This is a genomic window from Roseibium sp. (assembly GCF_025698965.1).
GTDB lineage: Bacteria > Pseudomonadota > Alphaproteobacteria > Rhizobiales > Stappiaceae > Roseibium.
In genome coordinates this window covers 1-20,143 of sequence record NZ_JAILWL010000052.1, presented here as the reverse complement: position 1 = coordinate 20,143, position 20,143 = coordinate 1, and the positions used below count along the sequence as shown (strand labels likewise).

Annotated in this window: 15 protein-coding genes; 12 read left to right on the top strand and 3 right to left on the bottom strand. The window is 52.4% G+C overall.

Going from position 1 to position 20,143, the window contains the following annotated elements; translation table 11 throughout:
- From K5905_RS06420 to K5905_RS06405, 4 genes are all read left to right on the top strand, one after another.
- A partial coding sequence (locus tag K5905_RS06420; RefSeq protein ID WP_297581558.1) for an ANTAR domain-containing response regulator occupies positions 1-352 on the top strand: 352 nt, incomplete at its 5' end.
- A gap of 572 nt (positions 353-924) precedes the next feature.
- Positions 925-1,146, top strand: coding sequence for a hypothetical protein (locus K5905_RS06415; protein ID WP_297581557.1), 222 nt, complete (start codon positions 925-927; stop codon positions 1,144-1,146).
- The gene (locus K5905_RS06410; protein ID WP_297581554.1) at positions 1,134-1,616 is read left to right on the top strand and encodes an ABC transporter permease; all 483 of its coding nucleotides are present in this window, start codon (positions 1,134-1,136) and stop codon (positions 1,614-1,616) included. The genes K5905_RS06415 and K5905_RS06410 overlap by 13 nt, the downstream gene beginning before the upstream one ends.
- 366 nt (positions 1,617-1,982) lie before the next feature.
- Complete coding sequence (locus K5905_RS06405; RefSeq protein ID WP_297581551.1) at positions 1,983-4,367, top strand: methyl-accepting chemotaxis protein; 2,385 nt, start codon at positions 1,983-1,985, stop codon at positions 4,365-4,367.
- Between the two features lie 125 nt (positions 4,368-4,492).
- On the opposite strand, the gene K5905_RS06400 is transcribed toward K5905_RS06405, so the two are convergent.
- Together K5905_RS06400 and K5905_RS06395 are read right to left on the bottom strand one after the other, a co-directional pair.
- The gene (locus K5905_RS06400) at positions 4,493-6,940 is read right to left on the bottom strand and encodes an ATP-binding protein (protein ID WP_297581548.1); all 2,448 of its coding nucleotides are present in this window, start codon (positions 6,938-6,940) and stop codon (positions 4,493-4,495) included.
- 95 nt (positions 6,941-7,035) lie between these two features.
- Entirely contained in the window at positions 7,036-7,791 is a 756-nt protein-coding gene (locus tag K5905_RS06395) for a response regulator transcription factor (RefSeq protein WP_297581546.1), read from the bottom strand.
- Between the two features lie 266 nt (positions 7,792-8,057).
- Here K5905_RS06395 and K5905_RS06390 point away from each other — a divergent pair, with 266 nt between their 5' ends.
- The 8 genes from K5905_RS06390 to K5905_RS06355 all read left to right on the top strand — a co-directional run bounded on the left by K5905_RS06390 (position 8,058) and on the right by K5905_RS06355 (position 18,478).
- Positions 8,058-9,077: an ABC transporter substrate-binding protein gene (locus K5905_RS06390; RefSeq protein ID WP_297581544.1), complete on the top strand. Its 1,020-nt coding sequence runs from the start codon at positions 8,058-8,060 to the stop codon at positions 9,075-9,077.
- Positions 9,078-9,177: 100 nt separating this feature from the next.
- Positions 9,178-11,346 (top strand): iron ABC transporter permease, encoded by a 2,169-nt coding sequence (locus tag K5905_RS06385; protein WP_297581542.1) that lies wholly within the window; start codon positions 9,178-9,180, stop codon positions 11,344-11,346.
- 25 nt (positions 11,347-11,371) lie between these two features.
- Positions 11,372-12,433, top strand: coding sequence for an ABC transporter ATP-binding protein (locus K5905_RS06380; RefSeq protein ID WP_297581540.1), 1,062 nt, complete (start codon positions 11,372-11,374; stop codon positions 12,431-12,433).
- A gap of 135 nt (positions 12,434-12,568) precedes the next feature.
- Entirely contained in the window at positions 12,569-13,312 is a 744-nt protein-coding gene (locus K5905_RS06375) for an HAD-IA family hydrolase (RefSeq protein WP_297581538.1), read from the top strand.
- Between the two features lie 313 nt (positions 13,313-13,625).
- Entirely contained in the window at positions 13,626-13,883 is a 258-nt protein-coding gene (locus tag K5905_RS06370; RefSeq protein ID WP_297581536.1) for a hypothetical protein, read from the top strand.
- Positions 13,880-16,450, top strand: a complete 2,571-nt coding sequence (locus K5905_RS06365; RefSeq protein WP_297581534.1) for an ATP-binding cassette domain-containing protein — start codon at positions 13,880-13,882, stop codon at positions 16,448-16,450. The genes K5905_RS06370 and K5905_RS06365 overlap by 4 nt, the downstream gene beginning before the upstream one ends.
- The gene (locus K5905_RS06360) at positions 16,447-17,433 is read left to right on the top strand and encodes an ABC transporter permease (protein WP_297581532.1); all 987 of its coding nucleotides are present in this window, start codon (positions 16,447-16,449) and stop codon (positions 17,431-17,433) included. Before K5905_RS06365 ends, K5905_RS06360 begins: the two co-directional genes overlap by 4 nt.
- Before the next feature lie 46 nt (positions 17,434-17,479).
- Entirely contained in the window at positions 17,480-18,478 is a 999-nt protein-coding gene (locus tag K5905_RS06355; protein ID WP_297581530.1) for a rhamnose ABC transporter substrate-binding protein, read from the top strand.
- 166 nt (positions 18,479-18,644) lie between these two features.
- Here the strand turns inward: K5905_RS06355 and K5905_RS06350 are convergent, their stop codons facing one another.
- Positions 18,645-19,850: an ROK family transcriptional regulator gene (locus K5905_RS06350; protein ID WP_297581527.1), complete on the bottom strand. Its 1,206-nt coding sequence runs from the start codon at positions 19,848-19,850 to the stop codon at positions 18,645-18,647.
- Between the last annotated feature and the right edge of the window lie 293 nt (positions 19,851-20,143).

Here is a 20,143-nt window from a genome sequence, read left to right as displayed (position 1 = left end):
ATTCGCCCGGATCGCCATAATTTCCTTTGAGACCCCCGAGATCCTGGAGGAACTTGGCCGGCTGAATGTTCACGGTATTCTGACCAAGCCCATCCGTCTGTTCGGTGTGCTGGCGGCGCTCACCACCGCCATAAGCGTCGCGCGCCACGAGACGCGGCTCAAAAAACGGGTCAAGTCGCTGGACGAAACACTGAAGGCGCGGCGAAAGATCGAGCAAGCCGTTGAAATTCTGGCCAAAAGCCGGTCGATATCAGAAGAAGAAGCGTATCGCCGCATCCGTGAGAAATCGATGAACTCCAAGGAAAGCATCGCTTCGATCGCAGAGGCGATCATATCTGCAAGTGATCTTTAGATCTTTTCTGCGGGTTGCTTGTTAGCGGGGCCGGGGCAGAGTGACGATTTCGGATTTTGCGGTGCAAGACCAAAACGAAACCCTTCTGCTGCCATCTTCAGTCTGGAGATGTCATGGAAGAGCAGGTGGCTAAGTGGCGTGGATGCTGAGCTTGACACGCTGCGTGGTGTAACAGCCCTTCGTTCCATAACCATAGCAAAGACAGCCGGAAAGCAATCCAATCCATGCTGACGGCTCAATGTTCGTATGCGACGGGATTGTGCGGAGGCCTTGAATAACCGTTTCCGCACTCTTCGACGCTTGCCGATCAAGACAGTGATTGCTCACCTGATCAGAATTTGTCTGGCCACCTTTGTGAATTGAATGGAAGGGGGGGCTCAATTCGTGCTGCTGCTGGCCTTAAACATAGTCTGGACTTGCCCGAAAGAATGAAGAGCACACACTTCTAAAATAGGAGGCGTTATATTGGACGAGGAAACAGATCAACGCTGGATTTCTGCGAGAAGCGGTCCGGCTGGTTCTGACGAGTGGACGCACTGCTCTCGCGGCTATTGCCTCCCGGCAGCACCGGAATGAACGGCGACTTCCATGTTCTGGGAACCGACCATTTGGGGCGCGATCTTCTGAGCCGTCTGTTTACGTCGATCCAGCTGACCATGCTGGTCGCGGTCTTCGGCACGTTCTTTGGCGCCATTGTCGGCAGCTCGATCGGCTTTGTCGCAGCTCGGTTTCGCGGCTGGGTGGATGATGTGATCATGGTGCTGGTGACTTCCAGGCTTCCATGCCCTTCGTGATTATCGCCTTGTCGGTCATTGCGGTAACAGGCACCGGCAATCTGCTGCTGTTTGTTCTTCTGGTCGGTTTCCAGGGATGGGAACGTTATGCGCGCATCTCACGCGGACTGACCCTGGCAGCTGTGAACCACGGATATGCGGCGTCGGTCAGACTTCTGGGGGTAGGGACACTACGGGTTTATCTCCGGCATATTCTGCCAAACATACTGGCGGCTCTGATTGTTCAAGTCTCGATCAACTTTCCAGAAACGGTGATCCTGGAAACCTCGATGAGCTTTCTGGGTGTTGGTATTCAGCCACCCAACACATCGCTAGGAAACCTGCTCAGCTACGGGCGCGACTATCTCCTCAATGCCTGGTGGATTGCCGGTCTCCCGGGATTGACGATTTTCCTCACGACCTTGTCGATGAGCATCGTCGGCGACTGGTTGCGCGATGTTCTGGACCCCACCACCACCAATCGCAGGTAGGAAGCGGTAGCGTTGGAGTCACCGCTTGGTTCGGGTTCGGCTCGTCTCCGTCTGAGTACTTGTATTGGTGAAACAGGTTCGTACTTCAAAGCTGAGCGCCGGTTGGAATTCAGTCTCCAGAGCATCAAAATACGGGTTGGCTCTCAACCAGTCATTGCCTGCCCTCAGGCTCTGCGGCCTAAGCATCGCTCTTGTTTTTTAAGATTTGTTCATCTCGATATCGCGAGTTGAGCCAGAGTTGAAGATCAAGTCGTCATGACGCTCGAAGGAGCTATGCCGCAATCAAGTTAACTGGCATGAGCAACGTTATCAGAAATTTTACATTCGCTTTTTATTAATTCAAAAGTGATTAATAAGGAGGTGCCTATGTTTGCCATCACTCTGTCACCAAGCAATCTTTCAGTCGGTGCAAAGATCGGACTTGGAATGGCTGTGGCTGCTTGTTTAACCGCCATGACCGGCTGGGTCGGTTATCAAGGTGTTGGTGATATGGGTAAGGCAGTCGATCAGGTTTCTTCTGCATCTCAAGTCCTTCGCGACGTCAACAGAGCCTCTAGCCTGGTTGCCGATTTTGTCCTGAACAGGGACGCTCAGAGTGTTGAAACTGCAAAACGTGCTCTCGCAGATGCTGCTCTGACCGCAAAGGTGATGCGCAGTGTTCCAGACGAAGAGGGAACGGTCAGTGTTACGATCGGCGAATTTCAGCAGGCCTTGACGAACCTTCAGGCCAAGTCAGACAAGATATCCAGCGCCGCGGAGAAAATCCTCCTTGCCAAGAAGGAAATGACGAGAACCGCATCTGAGGCCGCGGAGCATGCCGTTAAAGCTGCTGATGATATCGACAGCAAGATCGGAAACATCTTCGTTAGTCTAGACAGGTTTCAAAGACTTGCCGTTAACACAGCTGTGGTGCTCAGCGCTGCGTACGACGCAGGAGTCGTGTTGGATGGTGCACAAAACAGCATCCTTGACGTGGTCAGGCAAGACGCGCTGACGGAAGTTGGTCGGATACTTACTGTCACGGAGCCCGCAGTAAACGAAGTGTTCGATCTGGGGGGCTTTCCATCGGCACAGAGCGTCGTGGCAACAATCGGAAAATCATTCGATACTCTCAAGCATAGTACTGCGGAAGATGCCCAATTGGCATCATGGAACGTTGAAGCAACCAGAACGGAACTTCATGTACTCGTGAGCTCGCTCAAAGCGCTGAATTTGAAACTTACCGCGGAATTTGAACAGGAACTTGCGAACAAAAAAGAGCTTGAGAATGCCGGGTCAAGGATCCGAATAGCCGATAATATGACACGCCGACTGGTCGCCGGCATCGCGGTCGCTGCGAGTGGTGCTGCTCAGTATCAGATCAAGCCTTCAGAGGAACTTGAGAAAACCGTCTCAGATGCCCTTGAAAAAGCTGGGGGATACGCAAAAGCGTTGGCGAATATCAGCGATGTCAGGATACTCGGCAAACTGACGGATTTTCAGACCGCTTTCGCCGAACTGATCGTTGCGCAGGCCAGGTTCAATCGCCAGCTCCGGCAGGTTGGCGAGATCAGTAACAGAGCAAGCGGAGAAATAGGCGCTCTTGTTCAGAACCTTCAATCGAATGCAGTAACACAAAGTGCTTCAAGTCAGAGAACGATTGTCGTGGCCGGGCTTGTCGCACTAGTCCTCGCGTGTTCGGTCGCCGTTACTCTGTCAAGGTTGGTTGCGACACCGCTGTCGCGCGTGACAAAGTCAATCTTGAGCCTGACAGGCGGGAACACCGATATCGACATCAAACTTACAAAGCGTAAGGACGAAATCGGCAAACTGATCAATTCGGTCACCTGCTTCAGGGACAACGTCATGGATCGTATGCGTCTTGAGGAGCAGCAGGCCGCCGACGCCGCCAGGCGGTGCGAGCAGCAAATCAGAATTCAGGACCTGATTGGGCAATTCAGGAGCTCTTCAAAGGATCTTGTAGCCGCCGTTGATGAAACCGTCGATCGCCTGGGTGAAACTTCACAAGCCCTCAACGTAAATTCCCGTGAAGGTGCTGCGCAGGCAGTAAATGCTCAGCAGGCGTCAAACGATGCATCAGGCAATGTACAATCTGTTGCCGGCGCTGCCGAGGAGCTGTCTGCGTCCATCAGCGAGATCATGCGACAGGTTCGCCAAACGACTGAAGTTGTTGCCAGAACGGCTCGTGGTACCAAGTCGACCAACAAAAAAGTGAAGGGTCTCACGGAAGCAGCCGGCAGAATTGGAGAAGTGATTACGCTTATTCAAGATATTGCCGAACAGACGAATTTACTGGCGCTCAATGCGACGATTGAAGCCGCGCGTGCCGGGGAGGCCGGAAAGGGTTTCGCGGTGGTCGCAGCTGAAGTGAAGGGGTTGGCGACGCAGACTTCCAAGGCAACGGAGGAAATTTCCGGTCAGATTTCTGCAATCCAGGCAGCAAGCGCAGAAAGTGCTGACGCGATTGCGGAAATCACGCAAACAATGGATGAAATCGACACTTACACAGCGAATATTGCCGCAGCGGTCGAGCAACAGGGGGATGCCACAGCCGAGATTTCCAGAAATGTCCAACACGCTGCTGAGGGTACTTCAAAGGTGACCGGGAATATCTCGACACTTTCTGAAGTGGTTGCGTACACATCAGATGCTGCCGATGAACTGCTGGAATTGTCGGACGATCTCGAAAGGTGCACCAAATCTCTTCGCGATGGAGTCGAAACGTTCCTTTCGGATGTTTCTGCTGCGTGACGCTCAATGCAAAACCGGATGACAATCTGCGGCGAACCATTCTGGAAGAAACTCTCAATCGCATTCAAGTCCGCTCGATTGCCACTGTATTTCAGATGCGAACCAGAACTGTTTGTCAAATACGACTAATCGACAAGAGCGGTATGCAGGTTTTCTTGCGACAGGGGCTTTGCCAGGTATCCGATTAATCGGTCAATTTTCTGCGGTTGCTTATGTAATTCCGGTAATCGCCCAGACATAATAATAACCCGTGTTTCAGGAAAACGTTCAAGGCTCCGCTCAGCTAGAACCCGGCCGGACGCACCGTTGTTCAGGTGAAGGTCGGTGATCAAAAGCTGATAATTTTCGTTCGTGTCGATGATCTTCAGCGCCTCCTCGAACGTACCGGCACTGATTACGGTGTACCCTTCGTTGTGAAGGCAGCGTGTCGCGTGACGCATGGTTTCCGGATCGTCTTCAACCAGTATTGCGGTCTTTTCGTATGTGCTCTCTGTCTCCGACCAGTGAATTGGCCTTGGTTCGATAGTCCGGAAAACAAGCCTGACTTCAGTCCCCTTGCAAGGAGTGCTCTCAATCGTAATGTCACCACCGGACTGTTTCATGAAACCGTAGACCATCGACAATCCCAGGCCAGTTCCCTTACCGTCAGCCCGAGCGGTGAAAAAGGGCTCAAATGCCCGGGACAGAACGGCATCATCCATGCCGGATCCTGTGTCCCGCACGGTTATCGTCGCGGTGTTGTCATTTGTATTTTCGATTGAGATGTCGATTGTTCCGTCTTCGGCAATCGCCTGGTTGGCATTGAGACTCAAGTTCAAGAGTGCACTTTCCAGCTGCCCTGGATCCACAAGTACATAAACCGGGTCCCGAGATTGCACGATGTTCAGTTGAACTGTGTCCTTCAGACCAATTTCAATCAGGTCGATGAGGCCATCTACAAGTTCGTTTAGTTCTACTACTTCAGGAGCCAATGCCTGCTTTCGGGCAAATGCCAACATCCTCTGAACAAGAGAACTTCCGATATCAAGGGCAACTCTCGACCTCTCGAGAAATCTATGGAAGTCTGGATTGCTATTGTTTTCTTCTATCAAATGAATGTTTGTGGTGATGTTTGACAGAACGTTTCCAAAATCGTGAGCAACTTCGCCGGTGATTTTTCCCAGGCTTTCAATGTGTTGAATTTGATGCAACCGCTCTTCCACTTGCCGGCGTTCGGTGGCATCGGAAAAGAGCCAAACACTTCCACCGTCGGGAAGATCGCTTTTGCGAACTTCCAATACATCTTTTTCCCTGGTTCGAATTTCACAATATCCCATGAAATTCTCGTTGAGATTTTGGGCTGTTTCGTCCTGATTGAACGGAGAGTTTCGAAGCACGTTGCTGAAGTGTTTTCCAATGGGATTGATCGTGCTGTCGAGGCGCAGAGTTCGTGAGAAATTGGGATTGGCAGCTTTCAGTTTGCCATCTTCTGCGGTAATGGCCACGCCATCAGAGATATTCAGGAAGGTCCGTTCAAAAAGTGCAATTTGCTGATAGAGGCGCCGATTGCTTCTGTCCAGTCGCAGTGCATTTGCCCGAAATACGCGAAACGCATATTGCAACTTTCCAATCTCGTCATCTGCAGTTGGTTTGTCGAGGCCCTGAATGCCCCTGTCTCCGTCTGCAAGTCGGAGCATTGCCTGCGAAATTGATTTGATGTTGCCTGTGACATAGTTCGAGACAAACACGGCTGAAGCGGATGCAATCACTATGCTGCCGAGACCAAATGCCAGAATGGCAAACTTGTAATACTCGATCGTGTTGGCCGTTTTTGATTGTTCCTCAGACAGAAACTGCTCCGCATTTGCGGCAAAGTTCGCAGACATGTCATTGATTGCGGATGCACTCAATCGGATGCGGAACAATGCGTTTTGCGCAGACAGGTTGTGCGAAAGTTCGCGCCGACGGATCTCGAACAATCCATCGACACCGTCGGAAAGCATTTCCATCTGTTCCAGACTTTGAACCTGCCGTTCGTCAGTCACATATTGTCGAAATGCGCTGGACAGAGAGTGATAGGCTCTATGGTATTCACCGACGCCCATCAGGTTTTCAGCGTGTGCGGCACTCAATAACTTCGTCGTCATTGCCTGCAATGCCAGCCAATTCCGGCGCTCGACCTCAGAAATGTCGTTGCTGAGGGCCTTTGAGTGTATTTCGCTTTCCAAAACAGCCAATTGATCAGCAAGTCTCGATGCTGCTTCTCGCTCGAAATTAAGCTGGTCGGCAGAATGAGCCAGGTCACCGATCGCGGATTTCATATATGAAATGGAGTTCGATATTTCGCCGGCGAACGTGTAGACCGGTGATTGTTCGGAAGCATCAGCAATGGGCCAGTCATTTGCAATTTGGTCCAGTGTTTCCGCGAGTTTCTGCTCTTCCCTTGAAATCAAGTAGTCTGACGGAATGCTCAGCAGAAAAGGAGCCGATGTTGCTATGTCGGATGACTGTTTGGAGAGGCGAAGCGCGCGCGTCACTTCCGACAATGTCTGCCGGTGCAGTTTTTCTATGCGTATGTCAGCGCGATCCAGCACGAACCAGGCCAGCCCGCCAACAAAGAGTGTGGAAGTTGCAAGCAGGCTCAGCGCTATCCATAGTCTTTGCCTGATGTCCGGTTGGAAGATCTCGATCAGTCTGATGTGCTCACCTTTGCATTCAGGACAAAAATGTAACCCATTCCCCGTCGTGTCTGCAGATGCACAGGCTTTGACGGAACTTTCTCGATCTTGCGTCTTAGCCTGAGAATGAGGACGTCTATCGTCCGGTCGACATATTGCGAAAGGTTGCCGCCAAGTTCTTCCAGAAGCTGACGTCTTGGTATGATTTCATCGGGATGTCGAAGAAGGTATGCCAACAGTCTGTACTCAGCGTTTGTTAGCAGGATTTCCTCTCCCGCCGCGTTGGAAAGCGCGCGCTTGGAGGTATCAAGGACTTTGTCTCCGAACTCGATCGTGCCTGTATCTGGAACGGAAGAGTTTGAAATATAGACAGGTGGTGAGCCGGTGCGCCGAAGGATTGCCTTGATCCGCGCAATCAACTCCCGCGGATTGAAAGGCTTCATGAGGTAATCGTCAGCACCTGTTTCCAGACCGACGATCTTGTCGATCTCGTCTCCCACACCGGTCAGCATCATGATTGGAAGATCCATGGTTTCACGTATCGCCATGGCGAGCGACAGACCGGACTCTCCATCCAGTCGCAGGTCCAGCAATACGAGGTCCAGATCGATTTCAGGGCCCAATGCGAAAAACTCTTCACCTGAAGCAAGACTTACGGTTTCGAAGCCATTTTGGTAAAGCAGATCACACAACGATTGACGAAATTCCGGATCGTCATCAACTATTGCTATGCGTCGTTTTCTTTCCTCAATAGAATTCAAGGACATAAACCCAACATATGTATCGTGATTTCGTGTGGTATTTCTAATTTCAGCCACCATTTTGCACGATTGTTGCGTAAAGGTCTTGCTGAATTTTGTTATAAAAATGAAATACTCTTGTAACAATTGGAATTTTTTTAAAAAAATCGCGGCCTGTTTGTAGTATTGTTAATAGCTTTCCGCTCTCCACCTGAAGCGTTTCTCCATAGACTTCTCGAAGTGTGACGGCCAGCTCCGAACACGATCCGAGAAGTATGGGAGGAAGTTAAAACATGAAGATGTCAATCGCTCGAGGTGTGATGGTTCTGCTTGCGGGCTTGCCCGCCGGGCAGGCGCTTTCAGATGAGTTGAGTGTCGTTTGCAGCAACGATGAACGCTGGTGCCATTTGATGGCCAGTGAATTTGAAGCAGAAACCGGAATTGATGTGGCAATGGTGCGAAAAAGCACCGGAGAGACCCTTGCTCAGGTTCGTGCGGAGGCAGGAAATCCCAAAATTGATGTTTGGTGGGGTGGGACGGGTGACCCTCACTTGATCGCTGCTTCCGAAGGGTTGAGCCAGCCAAGCGAAGCCGACACGTCGGAACTGCTGGGTTGGGCAGTGAACATGGCAGATATTTCCGAAGGACGGGCAATTGGCGTACACGCCGGAGCGCTGGGAATCTCCTTTAATTTCGATCTCTTGAAAGAGAAAGGAATTGAACCGCCTTCCTGCTGGCGTGATTTGGCGGATTCCAGATTTCTGGGTGAAATCCAGGTCGCAAACCCGAACAGCTCCGGTACCGCATACACGCAGCTTGCAACGCTTGTTCAGGTGTTTGGTGAAGACGAAGCTTTTGAGCTTTTGAAGCAAATCGGGAAGAACGTAAACTCCTACACGAAGTCAGGTTCTGCACCGAACAAGGCTGCTGCACGGGGTGAAACCGGCGTTGCGGTCGGCTTCATGCATGACATGGTAACGCAGAAAAAAGCCGGTTTCCCGCTTGAAATCGTTTCTCCATGTGAAGGGACAGGTTACGAGGTCGGAGCCGTCAGCATCATTACCGGAACGCGCAATCTGGATGCTGCCAAGAAGTGGGTCGAATTCGTTCTTCGCGCGGATGCACAGTCCCGCGCTCCAGAAGTCGAAGTCTACAATGTGCCTTCAAACAAAGGAGCGACTTTGGATCCGCAAACACCGAGCCTCGGCTCCGTGAAGCTTATCGACTACGATTTCGCGACGTATGGTGCGGTTGATACACGCAAGCGGCTGCTTTCCAGATGGGATGCGGAAGTGAAGCCATCAAGCAATTGATACTCGCAATTCAGCCTTGAAAAGCAGGAGCGCGGCGAAGAATACGCCGCGCTCTCCAAGCGAGTACAACACAAAACCTTAATTCGGAAATCTTTATCTGATGGCACGCACACTTGGCATTTGGCTAATCGTGGGGCTTGTTGGCGCATGCCTGGTCCCATGGTACCTGACCAATGGGGGGCTCTTGTCTCTCAACTGGATCGGTGGATCTGGAACCCCGGAAAACAACCCCATTCTGCTTCTGGCTCTCATTCATGGAAAACTGTGGCTTCTCCCAGTTGTCGCTGGCTTTCCCATAATTGCGACGCTGCTAGTGCTCCGCATCACTCCGGCGAAAAGGGCAAAACTGATTTCAATCATTGCCTTGAGCGTACTCGTTTATGTGGCGGTGCAGGGATTTCTGGTTGTTCGCAACGGTCCGGTACTGTTGAACGATGTATTTCACGTACTGGGCGCTGAAGATGGTCAGGCCGGATTGGGGATCGGGGCGCTGCTTGTGGTGCTTTCGTACCTGTTCATTTTGACCACTGCCATTTCGATGTCCGGAAATGCGCGTGGAGACGCGTTTGTCATCGGGTTGATTGGACTGATCATCGCGCTTGTAGCCGTTTTTGTTTTCTTTCCGATATCTCAGATCCTGTTGCAATCACTCAAAACGGATGCGGGTGGATATTCGGTCACCGGTTTCTTGAAACGCTTTTTTTCCGGGGAAGTGTGGAGACTCGATTGTCTAAACGGAGGCACATGCGGCCCGGCCATCAATTCGATATTTCTGGGAGTGCTGACGGGGGCAGGGACGACAACGCTTGGCCTGTCATTCGCCTTGATATTCACACGCACACAATTCAAAGCGAAAAAACTTCTTCGAGTGCTGACCATCATTCCCATTATCACGCCACCCTTTGTCATCGGCCTGGCATTAATCCTGCTTTTTGGCCGTTCAGGGACCGTAACAACGTTTTGGGCTGATCTCATGGATATGCAGGCTACGCGATGGCTCTACGGGTTTTGGGGCGTGTACATGGCGCAACTGCTGTCTTTCACACCAATCGCATTCCTGGTTCTGATCGGTGTGGTGGAAGGGGTCAGCCCGTCAATGGAAGAGGCGTCTCAAACGCTGAATGCAAACAAGTGGCAAACTTTCCGCCATGTGTCTTTTCCCCTGATGCGCCCAGGATTGGCAAATGCGTTTTTGCTGGGCTTTCTGGAGAGCCTTGCTGATTTTGGAAATCCACTGGTCCTGGGGGGGAACTTCAATGTCCTTTCTACCGAAATATTCTTTGCAATAATCGGAACCGTGGCCGATCCGGCAAAGGCGGCCATTATGTCAATTGCTCTGCTCACACTTGCCCTGAGTGCTTTTGTGGCGCAGCGGATGTGGCTTGGTAAAAAATCCTATGCGACCGTGACCGGCAAGGCGGATTCGGGTCAGCACGCATCGCTTAGTCCAAAGCTCAAGCTTGCCTGTTATCTGACTGCACTTCCCTGGGCTCTGTTTACCGCCATTGTCTATTCGATGATCGTTTTCGGCAGTTTCGTGACGCTTTGGGGATACGATCACAGCTTCACCTTCAAGCATTATCTGCAAGCTTTCGCGATTGATTTCAGCAATGGGATCCGTTGGAAAGGAGTTGCCTGGGACAGCTACTTCACGACGTTGACAATCTCGTCAGTCGCCGCGCCATTGACAGCGATACTCGGTCTTGCAACCGCATACTTGCTGGTTCGTCAGAAGTTTGCCGGCAAGAATGTATTTGAGTTCAGTACGATGATGTGCTTCGCGATTCCCGGGACCGTCATCGGTGTCAGTTATGTAATGGCGTTCAATTTTCCACCCATAGAGATTACCGGCACCAGCATCATCCTGATCGTGATGTTCATGTTCCGAAACATGCCTGTCGGTGTGCGGGGCGGGATTGCAGCAATGTCTCAATTGGATAAAAGTCTTGATGAAGCTTCCATAACGCTGGGTGCGAACAGCTTTACAACCATCAAACGCGTGATCCTGCCACTTTTGGGGCCGGCTATTCTGGCCGCTCTCGCCTACAGTTTTGTTCGTGCCATCACTTCAGTCAGCGCCGTGATTTTTCTGGTCAGTGCAAAGCACAATATGGCTACGTCGTTTATCGTCGGGCGTGTTGAAGCCGGAGACTACGGACTTTCGATCGCTTATTCCGCAGTTCTGATCCTGACCATGTTGCTGGCAATTCTGCTTTTGCAGGCTTTGATCGGTGCCCGTCGGCTGCGCCGCGATAATCGCGTTCGCTAACGCATAAATTCTATTGGAGACAATGATGAACAGCCAAGTCCACGGTGCCGTCCGCTTCGACGGGGTTCGAAAAAACTATGGCAGCGTAACAGCCGTAAAGAACCTCGATTTGACCATTGAATCCGGCCAGCTCGTGACCCTTCTGGGCCCAAGCGGTTGCGGCAAGACAACCACATTGCGGATGATTGCAGGTCTTGAATCCGTATCTGGCGGTCAAATTCACATAGGTGGAAAAGACGTGACCCACCTATCGGCAACCTATCGGAACGTTTCGATGGTTTTTCAGTCCTATGCGTTGTTTCCGCATATGACCGTAATCGAAAATGTTGCCTATGGCTTGAAAGTGAAGTCTGTCCCCAAAAAGGAAGCCCATGCTAAAGCGGAGCACGTTCTGACGCTTGTTGGACTTGCAGGCTTTGGCGCACGCCTTCCGAGTGAACTCTCGGGTGGCCAGCAACAGCGTGTCGCGGTTGCGCGGGCCGTCGTTTTGGAACCTGAAGTGCTCCTGCTTGATGAACCACTCTCCAATCTGGACGCCAAATTACGGAGACATGTGCGTGAGGAAATCAGGCAGATTCAACAGGATCTTGGACTGACCGCCGTATATGTTACGCACGATCAGGAAGAGGCTATGGCCGTTTCCGACCGGATTGTCGTGATGAAAAATGCCGAGATCGCACAGGAAGGCAGTCCGGTAGATCTCTACGAGCACCCCAACTCCGCGTTCATTGCCGACTTCATTGGTGACGCAAATCTCGTTCAGTGCGGCATTACCAAAACGAACGGCGAGTTCGCCGAAGTCGAAGCCGCCAAAAGACGGATGCAGATCCGCAATCCTCTGGGGTGTGAGGCTCTGGCCAATATGGTGATACGACCGCAGGATATCGTTCTATCGAAACCCGATCGAAACCCGGGGTTCTCGGGGACCGTCACTTATGCTGCCTATTTGGGGAGTCAAATACAGTACACAGTCGACAGCGAGCTTGGGGAGTTATTCGTGGTCGGCGGTGCAACTCCTCAGCCATTCACCAAGGGGGACGTTGTGGGAATTCAGTTCGATTTTGAGAAAGTCAGGCTGGTCGGTTGAATTTCGATTGGGGTGTTGACTTAAGTGCGCGATTTCAAATCCGATGTCCTGGAAGCATGCTAGCCGGTCTTTAAGGCGCGTTTGAAGTCCGGCTGTGCTGCGTCCGTTTCAATTGTGAACGCTTAAGTCGCCCCCTTGTGTGAACAGGTCAATGGCTTTGTTGATAAGATCGTGGGCGAGACCCAGATTTTCGAACAAAGCATGTCCTTTGCCAAGACTGTTGAGGATTTGGGATTGAGCAGATTTCCGATTCAAAAAAAGTACAAGAAATTCATCTTTGACATGGACGGAACTCTGGTTGACTCACGTCTAGCGATAGAACGTATTTGGCGCATGTGGGCTGCAGAAAAGAACATGGATATAGCTGCTCTTCTGTGCGCTTCACAAGGACGGCGGACACAAGACACAGTCCGAGATTTTGCGCTGAAGGAGATGGATATAGAAGCAGAAGTGGCGTGGCTGCAAGGCAAGGAAGAGACAGATCTTGAGGGTATTGTTTCCATACCCGGTGCTTATGAATTTCTTACCGGGCTTAAGTGTGACGATTGGGCGATCGTAACATCTGCCGGTCGGCTTCTTGCCTCAAAACGCCTGGAAGCGGCAGGTTTGCCGATCCCCAAGGTGATGATTTCTGCAGAAGAGGTGCGGTTCGGAAAACCGAGCCCGGAAGGTTTCCTGCTTGCTGCGGAACGTTTAGGCGTTGAACCAAACCAATGTTTGGTGTTTGAGGACGCTCCAGCTGGTATTGCAGCTGGGATGGCGGCTGGCTGTGATGTGATCGCAATTGCAGCAGCACGGGGGCATGATTTTGATGCCGGGTGCCCCGTCGTCAGAGACTTTACCGAACTTGCCTTTGAAAATTGCGGAATGATCGAATAACGACTGAGGCGAAGGAGAGGGATTGAGAGAAAGCCACCTCTTTCGCAAACGACTGGCAATAGAGTTCGACGCATATGTCAATTCACCAAAGTTCAATCGCATACTCTCAGCTGAAACACTATTGAACCTTATCTCTTGGTGTGCGGTAAAAGCAATGTGGCGTCACTCTTTGCTCATAAATTCCCTCAATTTCATCAAGGAAAACAACGTTATTTTTGCTATTAATTAATTCAAAAGGAATTAACTTGACACTTTGCATGTTGCGAAATTAAGGTCTCTCCCAAGCAGAAAATAGGAAAGGGAGGTTCCTGAGTTGATTGATCTTGCTACGCCCCTCGATGATGAACCGGCGGATCTGACGCCCGGAGAGGGAGGTGTTTCAGGTTTTGGAACGCAATGCTTCAAAGTGGTCGTTGTGATTGAGGGGAATGGAGCATTTGACCAGCCATCCTCCGAAACTCAGGAGCTGAACCCGTTTTTCAGCATGGACGGCGGTGCAGGCAAACGGATTACTGATCTGCCTTCACCGTTCATGGAACCGCAACCCGGTGCTGGGGAGCGGCATTTATGAATATTGCCTACCAAGTCAGCCCGACGGAAAAAGACGAGCAATTCGGCAGCAACCAAGAGCTTTTGTCGCTGCGCGGAGCGACCAAGGTCTTTGGTGGGACAGTTGCGGTAAAGGATGTGACTTTCGATCTGCGTCCAGGCGAAGTGCTTGCTTTGCTGGGCGAGAACGGTGCGGGTAAAAGCACATGCGTGAAAATGCTTGCTGGCGTTTATGCGCCTGACAAGGGTGAGATTCTGGTCAATGGAGAGTCAAAATCCTGGCAATCACCTTTGGATGCGCAGGCTGCCGGTATCGCAGTGATGCACCAGCATCCAGGCCTGTTTCCGGATCTCTCAATCTTGGAGAATATATTCTTCGGTCGGTTCAGGAAGCTTGCGTCCGGACTTCTGGATATCGCTGGAATGCGATCAGCGGCCATCGAGGTTCTTGAAACGGTTGGACTCGACGCCGATCCAGACCAGCCGCTTAAAACACTTAGCGTTTCTGAGCAGCAACTCATTGAAATTGCGCGAGCGTTGTCGACCAGCGCCGATATTCTGATCATGGATGAACCCACGGCTGCCCTGTCACACAAGGAAGTTTGCAAGCTGTTCGAAGTGGTCGGCACGCTAAAGAAACGCGGTGTTGGCATTATTTTCGTCGGTCACCGAATGGACGAGATTTTCGAGATTTCGGATCGGATCGCGGTTTTGCGCGACGGTGAGCTCGTGGGCCTGGACACAGCGCAGAACATTACCCGGGCACAAGCAATCAACCTGATGGCCGGGCGTGAGCTGATTGCGTCGTATCCAGAGCGCAAACATGCCTTGGGCGACACGGTTCTGGAAGTCGAAAACCTTTCCGCGGAAGGGCAGTTTTCGGACATTTCCTTTTCCGTCAAAGCCGGCGAGATACTTGGTATCGGTGGCCTTGTCGGCAGTGGCCGAACGGAGATTGCCCGAACTCTCTTTGGGGTGACACCCCCAACCCGCGGTAACGTGCGCATTGCCGGAACGGCTGTAAAGTTCCGTTCTGCCAAGGAGGCCATGGAAAACGGTCTTGCCTATGTGTCGGAAGACCGGTTGTCGCAAAGTCTCATCATGGATTTCTCCATCCGGGTGAACGGCTCACTTACGGTGCTGCCTCAGTGTTGCACTCATGGTCTCCTTCAACGCGAAAAAGAGATTGACGCTGTGCGTCAACATCTGGAGCGGCTGAAGCTCCGATACTCAAGTTTCGAACAGGAAATTTCGGGGCTATCAGGCGGCAATCAGCAGAAGGTGGTTCTGGCAAAATGGCTGGCGACCCGACCTCGTATTCTGATCCTCGATGAACCGACGCAGGGTATTGATGTCCAGAGCAAGGCAGCGGTCCATGAGATGATCGCCGATCTTGCTAAAACCGGTATGGCAATCGTGCTGATTTCCTCCGAGTTGCCTGAACTATTGGGTATGTGTGACCGGATCACCGTGATGCGCGAAGGGCGTCAGGTCACAACACTTGACAGGAGTGATGCGACGCCAGAAATCGTGCTCGAAGCTGCAACCAGTGATGAAGATAATTCCGCCGTTGAACAGGACAGAAATCCTCAAGACGAAGCCAGAACCGGTTTGTGGCAGCGCCTCATCGAGCAGCGTGAAATAGGCTTGCTTGCAGCCATCCTGGCTATTGTGATTCCGGTTACCGTTCTCAATCCGCGAATGATTTCGCCGACTAACCTGGCGTCACTGGGCATGGATGCAGCCCTTCTGGCAATCGTGGCTCTTGGTCAGATGATGGTTATCCTGACGCGAAACATCGACCTGTCGGTCGCTTCGGTCATCGGCCTTGCCGCTTATGCTGCAGCCTATGTCACATCGAACAATCCGGAGCTTCCAGCGGTGGTGGCAATTGCAGCGGCTATCGCACTGGGCGCGATGGCCGGCACGGTCAATGGAACGATAATCGCCTTTGGGCGCGTGCCGGCAATCGTTGCAACCCTTGGAACTATGTCAATCTTCCGGGGCGCGCACAGCCTCTTCGCAGACGGAGACCAGATCAGTGCCGACGAAGTGCCGGAACACTGGTTGGATCTCGCGTCTTTAAAACTCGGCGGAGTGCCTGTTCTGATGCTGATCTCGGCTGCAATTCTGGTTATGGCCGCCGTGATCCTGCGCCGGACCCAGTGGGGGCGCGAGCTTTATGGCGTCGGGTCGAATCCGGATGGTGCTGATCTCGTCGGAGTGCCAGCCAAAAACCGGATCTTCGTGGTGTTTGTGGTTGCTGGTGCTCTGGCCGGGCTGATGGGCGCGCTTTGGGCGTCGCGCTATGCAACGGTCGATGCGCGGGTAGCTTTCGGTTTCGAACTGACGGTCATTGCTTCGGTTGTTGTCGGCGGTGTCGCCATTCGTGGTGGGTCCGGCACCGTGCTCGGTGTTCTTCTCGGTGCCGTCACGCTACTCACAATCCGCAATGGATTGACCCTGGTGCGTGTCGATCCGCTCTGGCTGCAAGGCGTCTATGGGCTGGTGATCCTGATCGCAATATTCATCGATGCAAAAATCGCCGCTCGCAGTGATCGAATTCGGGCGCGGAGGGTACGGGTATGAAACACCGCGACTGGGTTTCCGCGTGGGACATATTCATCTGCGCACTGGCGTTTTGTGTCTTGATTGTTGGATTGGTTGTTTTTCCGAATTTCGGCACACAGTTCAACATTTCCCAATTGATCGCCGGTGCGTCTGAACGAGCATTACTGGTTTTGCCGATGATGCTCCTGCTGATCACACGCGATATCGACCTCTCGGTTGCCAGCATTCTGGCGCTGACCAGCGTTATTCTCGGTCTGTCTATTCAGGCGGGCATTCCCCTGGTTCCGGCGATGATGCTGACTGTCTTGACGGGAGCTGCACTCGGTGTCGTCAACGGTTTTCTGTCGACGAGCATCGGACTGCATTCGCTGGTGGTGACACTGGGAACAATGGCGCTGTTCAGGGGCATCGGGTACATGTTGCTGGGAACAGGCTCGGTTAACATTCTGCCCGAGGCACTCCTGAATTTCGGTTTTGCCAATATTCCCGGGTTGCCTGTTCCCTGGACCATCGTCCCGTTCTTCGCACTCTTGCCGGTTTTTGCCCTGGTGGTTCACAGGACACCACTTGGCCGAAGGGTCTTTGCTATTGGGGGCAATCCCGAAACGGCGCTCTATTCGGGCATCCGTGTCGATCGAATTCGGTTTGGTCTCTTCGTGTTCTCAGGGATGGTCTGCTCCATTGCCGGCATTGTTTATACGGCAAGACTTGCAAATGCCCGCGCAAACAACGCCTTCGGAATGGAGCTCGATGTTATCACCATCGCCATACTGGGTGGGGTCAGCGTCTTCGGAGGCAAAGGCGGTGTGATTGGTGTCTTTGGCGCTCTTTGCCTTGTTGCACTTGTTCGCAACCTCCTTGGCATCAACGGAATTGGCGGAGATGCCCAGAGCACAATCATCGGAATGATGCTGATCGCAGCTCTTCTGGTCGGCAATTTCACCCCACAGGTTTCCGCAGGATTGAAGCGTCTGCGGCAACAAGGTGCTCTTGCGAAATAGCAAGTGGCCACACACCCCAGAGAAAACATCAAACGGAGGAAAATCGATGTTGAAACGCGTATTGTATGCAGGTGCCTGCAGTCTGGCCCTGACCCTAGCCGGCACGGCCCTGGCTCAAGAGTGTCATTCCGGTCCGGTGAAAGTTGGTTTCTTGCCGAAACTGGATACCGATCCCTATTTTCAGGTTGCAGGAAAAGGCGCTGACGACGCCGTATCTGAAATCGGCGGCGAACGCATTCAGTTCGCTCCAAGCCAGGCAACAGCCGAAGCCCAGATCGAATTCATCAACAATCTGGTATCCCAAGGAGTTCAGGTAATCGCGATCTCCGGCAATGACGCCAATGCTGTCGCTCCAGCCTTGAAGCGTGCGATGGCCAATGGTGTTCGGGTCATCTCTTACGACTCGGATGTCGTGTCCGACGCGCGCACGCTGTTCATCAATCAGGCAAAGGGTACAAGTCTTGCCGCCATGATGCTGAAGTCCATGTCTGACATGATCGGCGAGGGAGAGTTTGCCATTTTGTCTTCGACGCCAACTGCGACAAATCAGAATGCCTGGATCGCGCAGATGAAGGATGAAATGGCCTCGAATCCCGACTATGCCGGCCTCAATCTCGTGCAGGTTGCCTATGGTGAGGAAAGCGAGCAGATCAATCAGCAACAGACGATTGCCCTGGCGCAGGCCTATCCTGACCTAAAGGGAATTATCGTGCCCGCAGGGATCGGTCTTCCGGCAGCGGCACGTGCCTTGGAGGAAGCCGGTTTGACCGGGAAGATCAAACTGACCGGGTTGGCACCTGCAACCCTCATCAAGAAGTATATCCAGGAAGGATCTGCCCAGGATATCTGGTGGAATGTGACTGACCTTGGTTACCTCACCTATTACGCCGCCCAGGCACTTGCGCAATGCAATATCACCGGTGCTGTCGGAGAGACTTTCGAAGCAGGAAGACTCGGAACCTATACAATTGCTGAAAAAGGAGAGGTCATCCTCGGAGAGGCCAAGATTGTGACGCCGGAGAATCTGGACGAGTTCAAGTTCTGATGCTGGTGCAATTCTTACCGATTGCCTGAACCAAAATTCCAAGGCCCGGCCAAGACACTTGGCCGGGTACCTTTGGACAACGCCTGGAGCTTGAAATCAAAGCAGGGTGTTGATGGCTGATGCGTTTTACGTAGAACATAATTTCAGCGATTGGCACCGAGACACATCAGGTGCGCATGAGCGTGTTCTGGTCAATAAGGTAGTTCCGGCTGATAAGCGAAGCCGCAGCGCCGATAGTTCGTGCTCGCCGACCCGTCTTACCGGCTTCGATCTTCGGCATAAAAACGCCCTGAAGGTCGGTGATCTCCATCTGATGGCGAACTTCATCGACAAGCCGGGTTTTCACATCGTCGGGCAATGCACCGTCAATCACCACGGCTTCGAAATCGAGGACGGAAAGCGACGAGACTGTTGCGTGCGCCAGACTTCGGGCTGCTCGCAGGATCCAGTCCGAGACGAACGGTTCGAATTTGCCCCAGTCTGTTTCTTCATTGTAGATCTCAAAGGGTTGGCCACCGGCCGCTGCGATGCTGTGTTCCAAGACCACGAGGGACGCGTGATCGACAAGGCGGTCGCCACCTTCTCGCTCGGGAACGCGCATGGGACCGAAGCCACCGGCATTGCCTCGGCGACCGGGAAAGACGCTGCCGTTCAAAACGATGCCGCCCCCGATAAAGGTTCCAACAAAGAAATAGATCCAGTCCTGCATTTCACCGCGCGCACCAAAGACCTGTTCGGCGCGACAGGCGGCAGTGGCGTCGTTTTCAACAACCACTTTCCAGGGCACAAGCTTTTCAAACTCGGCAATCGGATCGAATTGACGCCAGGCTTCCATTTCCGTTTCCGGGGCATCGAACTCTTCCGTCCAGCTCCATAGTTCAAACGGCATCGCGACCGCCATTCCGGAGATGGATTTTCGGCTTTGTTTTGCCGAACGCAATACGCCCGTCAGGTTGGAACGCAAAAACTCCAGGACTGAATTCGGTGTCGGGTAAGGTTGCTGAATGCGCTTTATTGCTTCGATCTCACCAATGAAGTTCACGACGGCGAGTTCCAGGCTTCTACGACCGATTTTCAGTACAACATAATGGTGAGCATCTGGGTTGAGGCGCATCGGAGTTGACGGCTGTCCGATTCTACCCCGTATCCGCTCACCACGCAGCAAAAGACCCTCTTCTTCAAGTGACCTAAAAATCACCGAAGCGGCATTGGGTGAGAGTCCCGTGGCCCGTGTTGCATCAGCCTTTGTCAGCGAACCATGTTCTCTGACGAGTTGAAGCACGAGTCGTTCATTGTAGCTTCTAACCGCAACCTGGTTCGTGCCCTTCTGTGGATAGGCACGCAGCTGCTCCTCCCGATTTTCGTTGTCCATTTTTCCTTCTTTTTCAGGTGGTTAATTCGATCGACGCCCGATCCGTTCAAATCTTGACCGAGCCTATTGTTAGGAACCTGCAGCCGCTTGTGCAAGTCCGAAGCGAAAAGAGCATCTCAATCATTTAATTAATTCATTTAGAAGTAAGTATTGACAGAATGTCCGATTTGAGATTATTCGAGTCCTATCGGTGAAGAAGCCGCTGGGAGGACGTCTCGGACGATATGCAGCTTTGTTGCGGCTGTTTCAGCCCTTTCGAGACATTTGCCCTTGGAGGAGCCCTATCGGTCTCA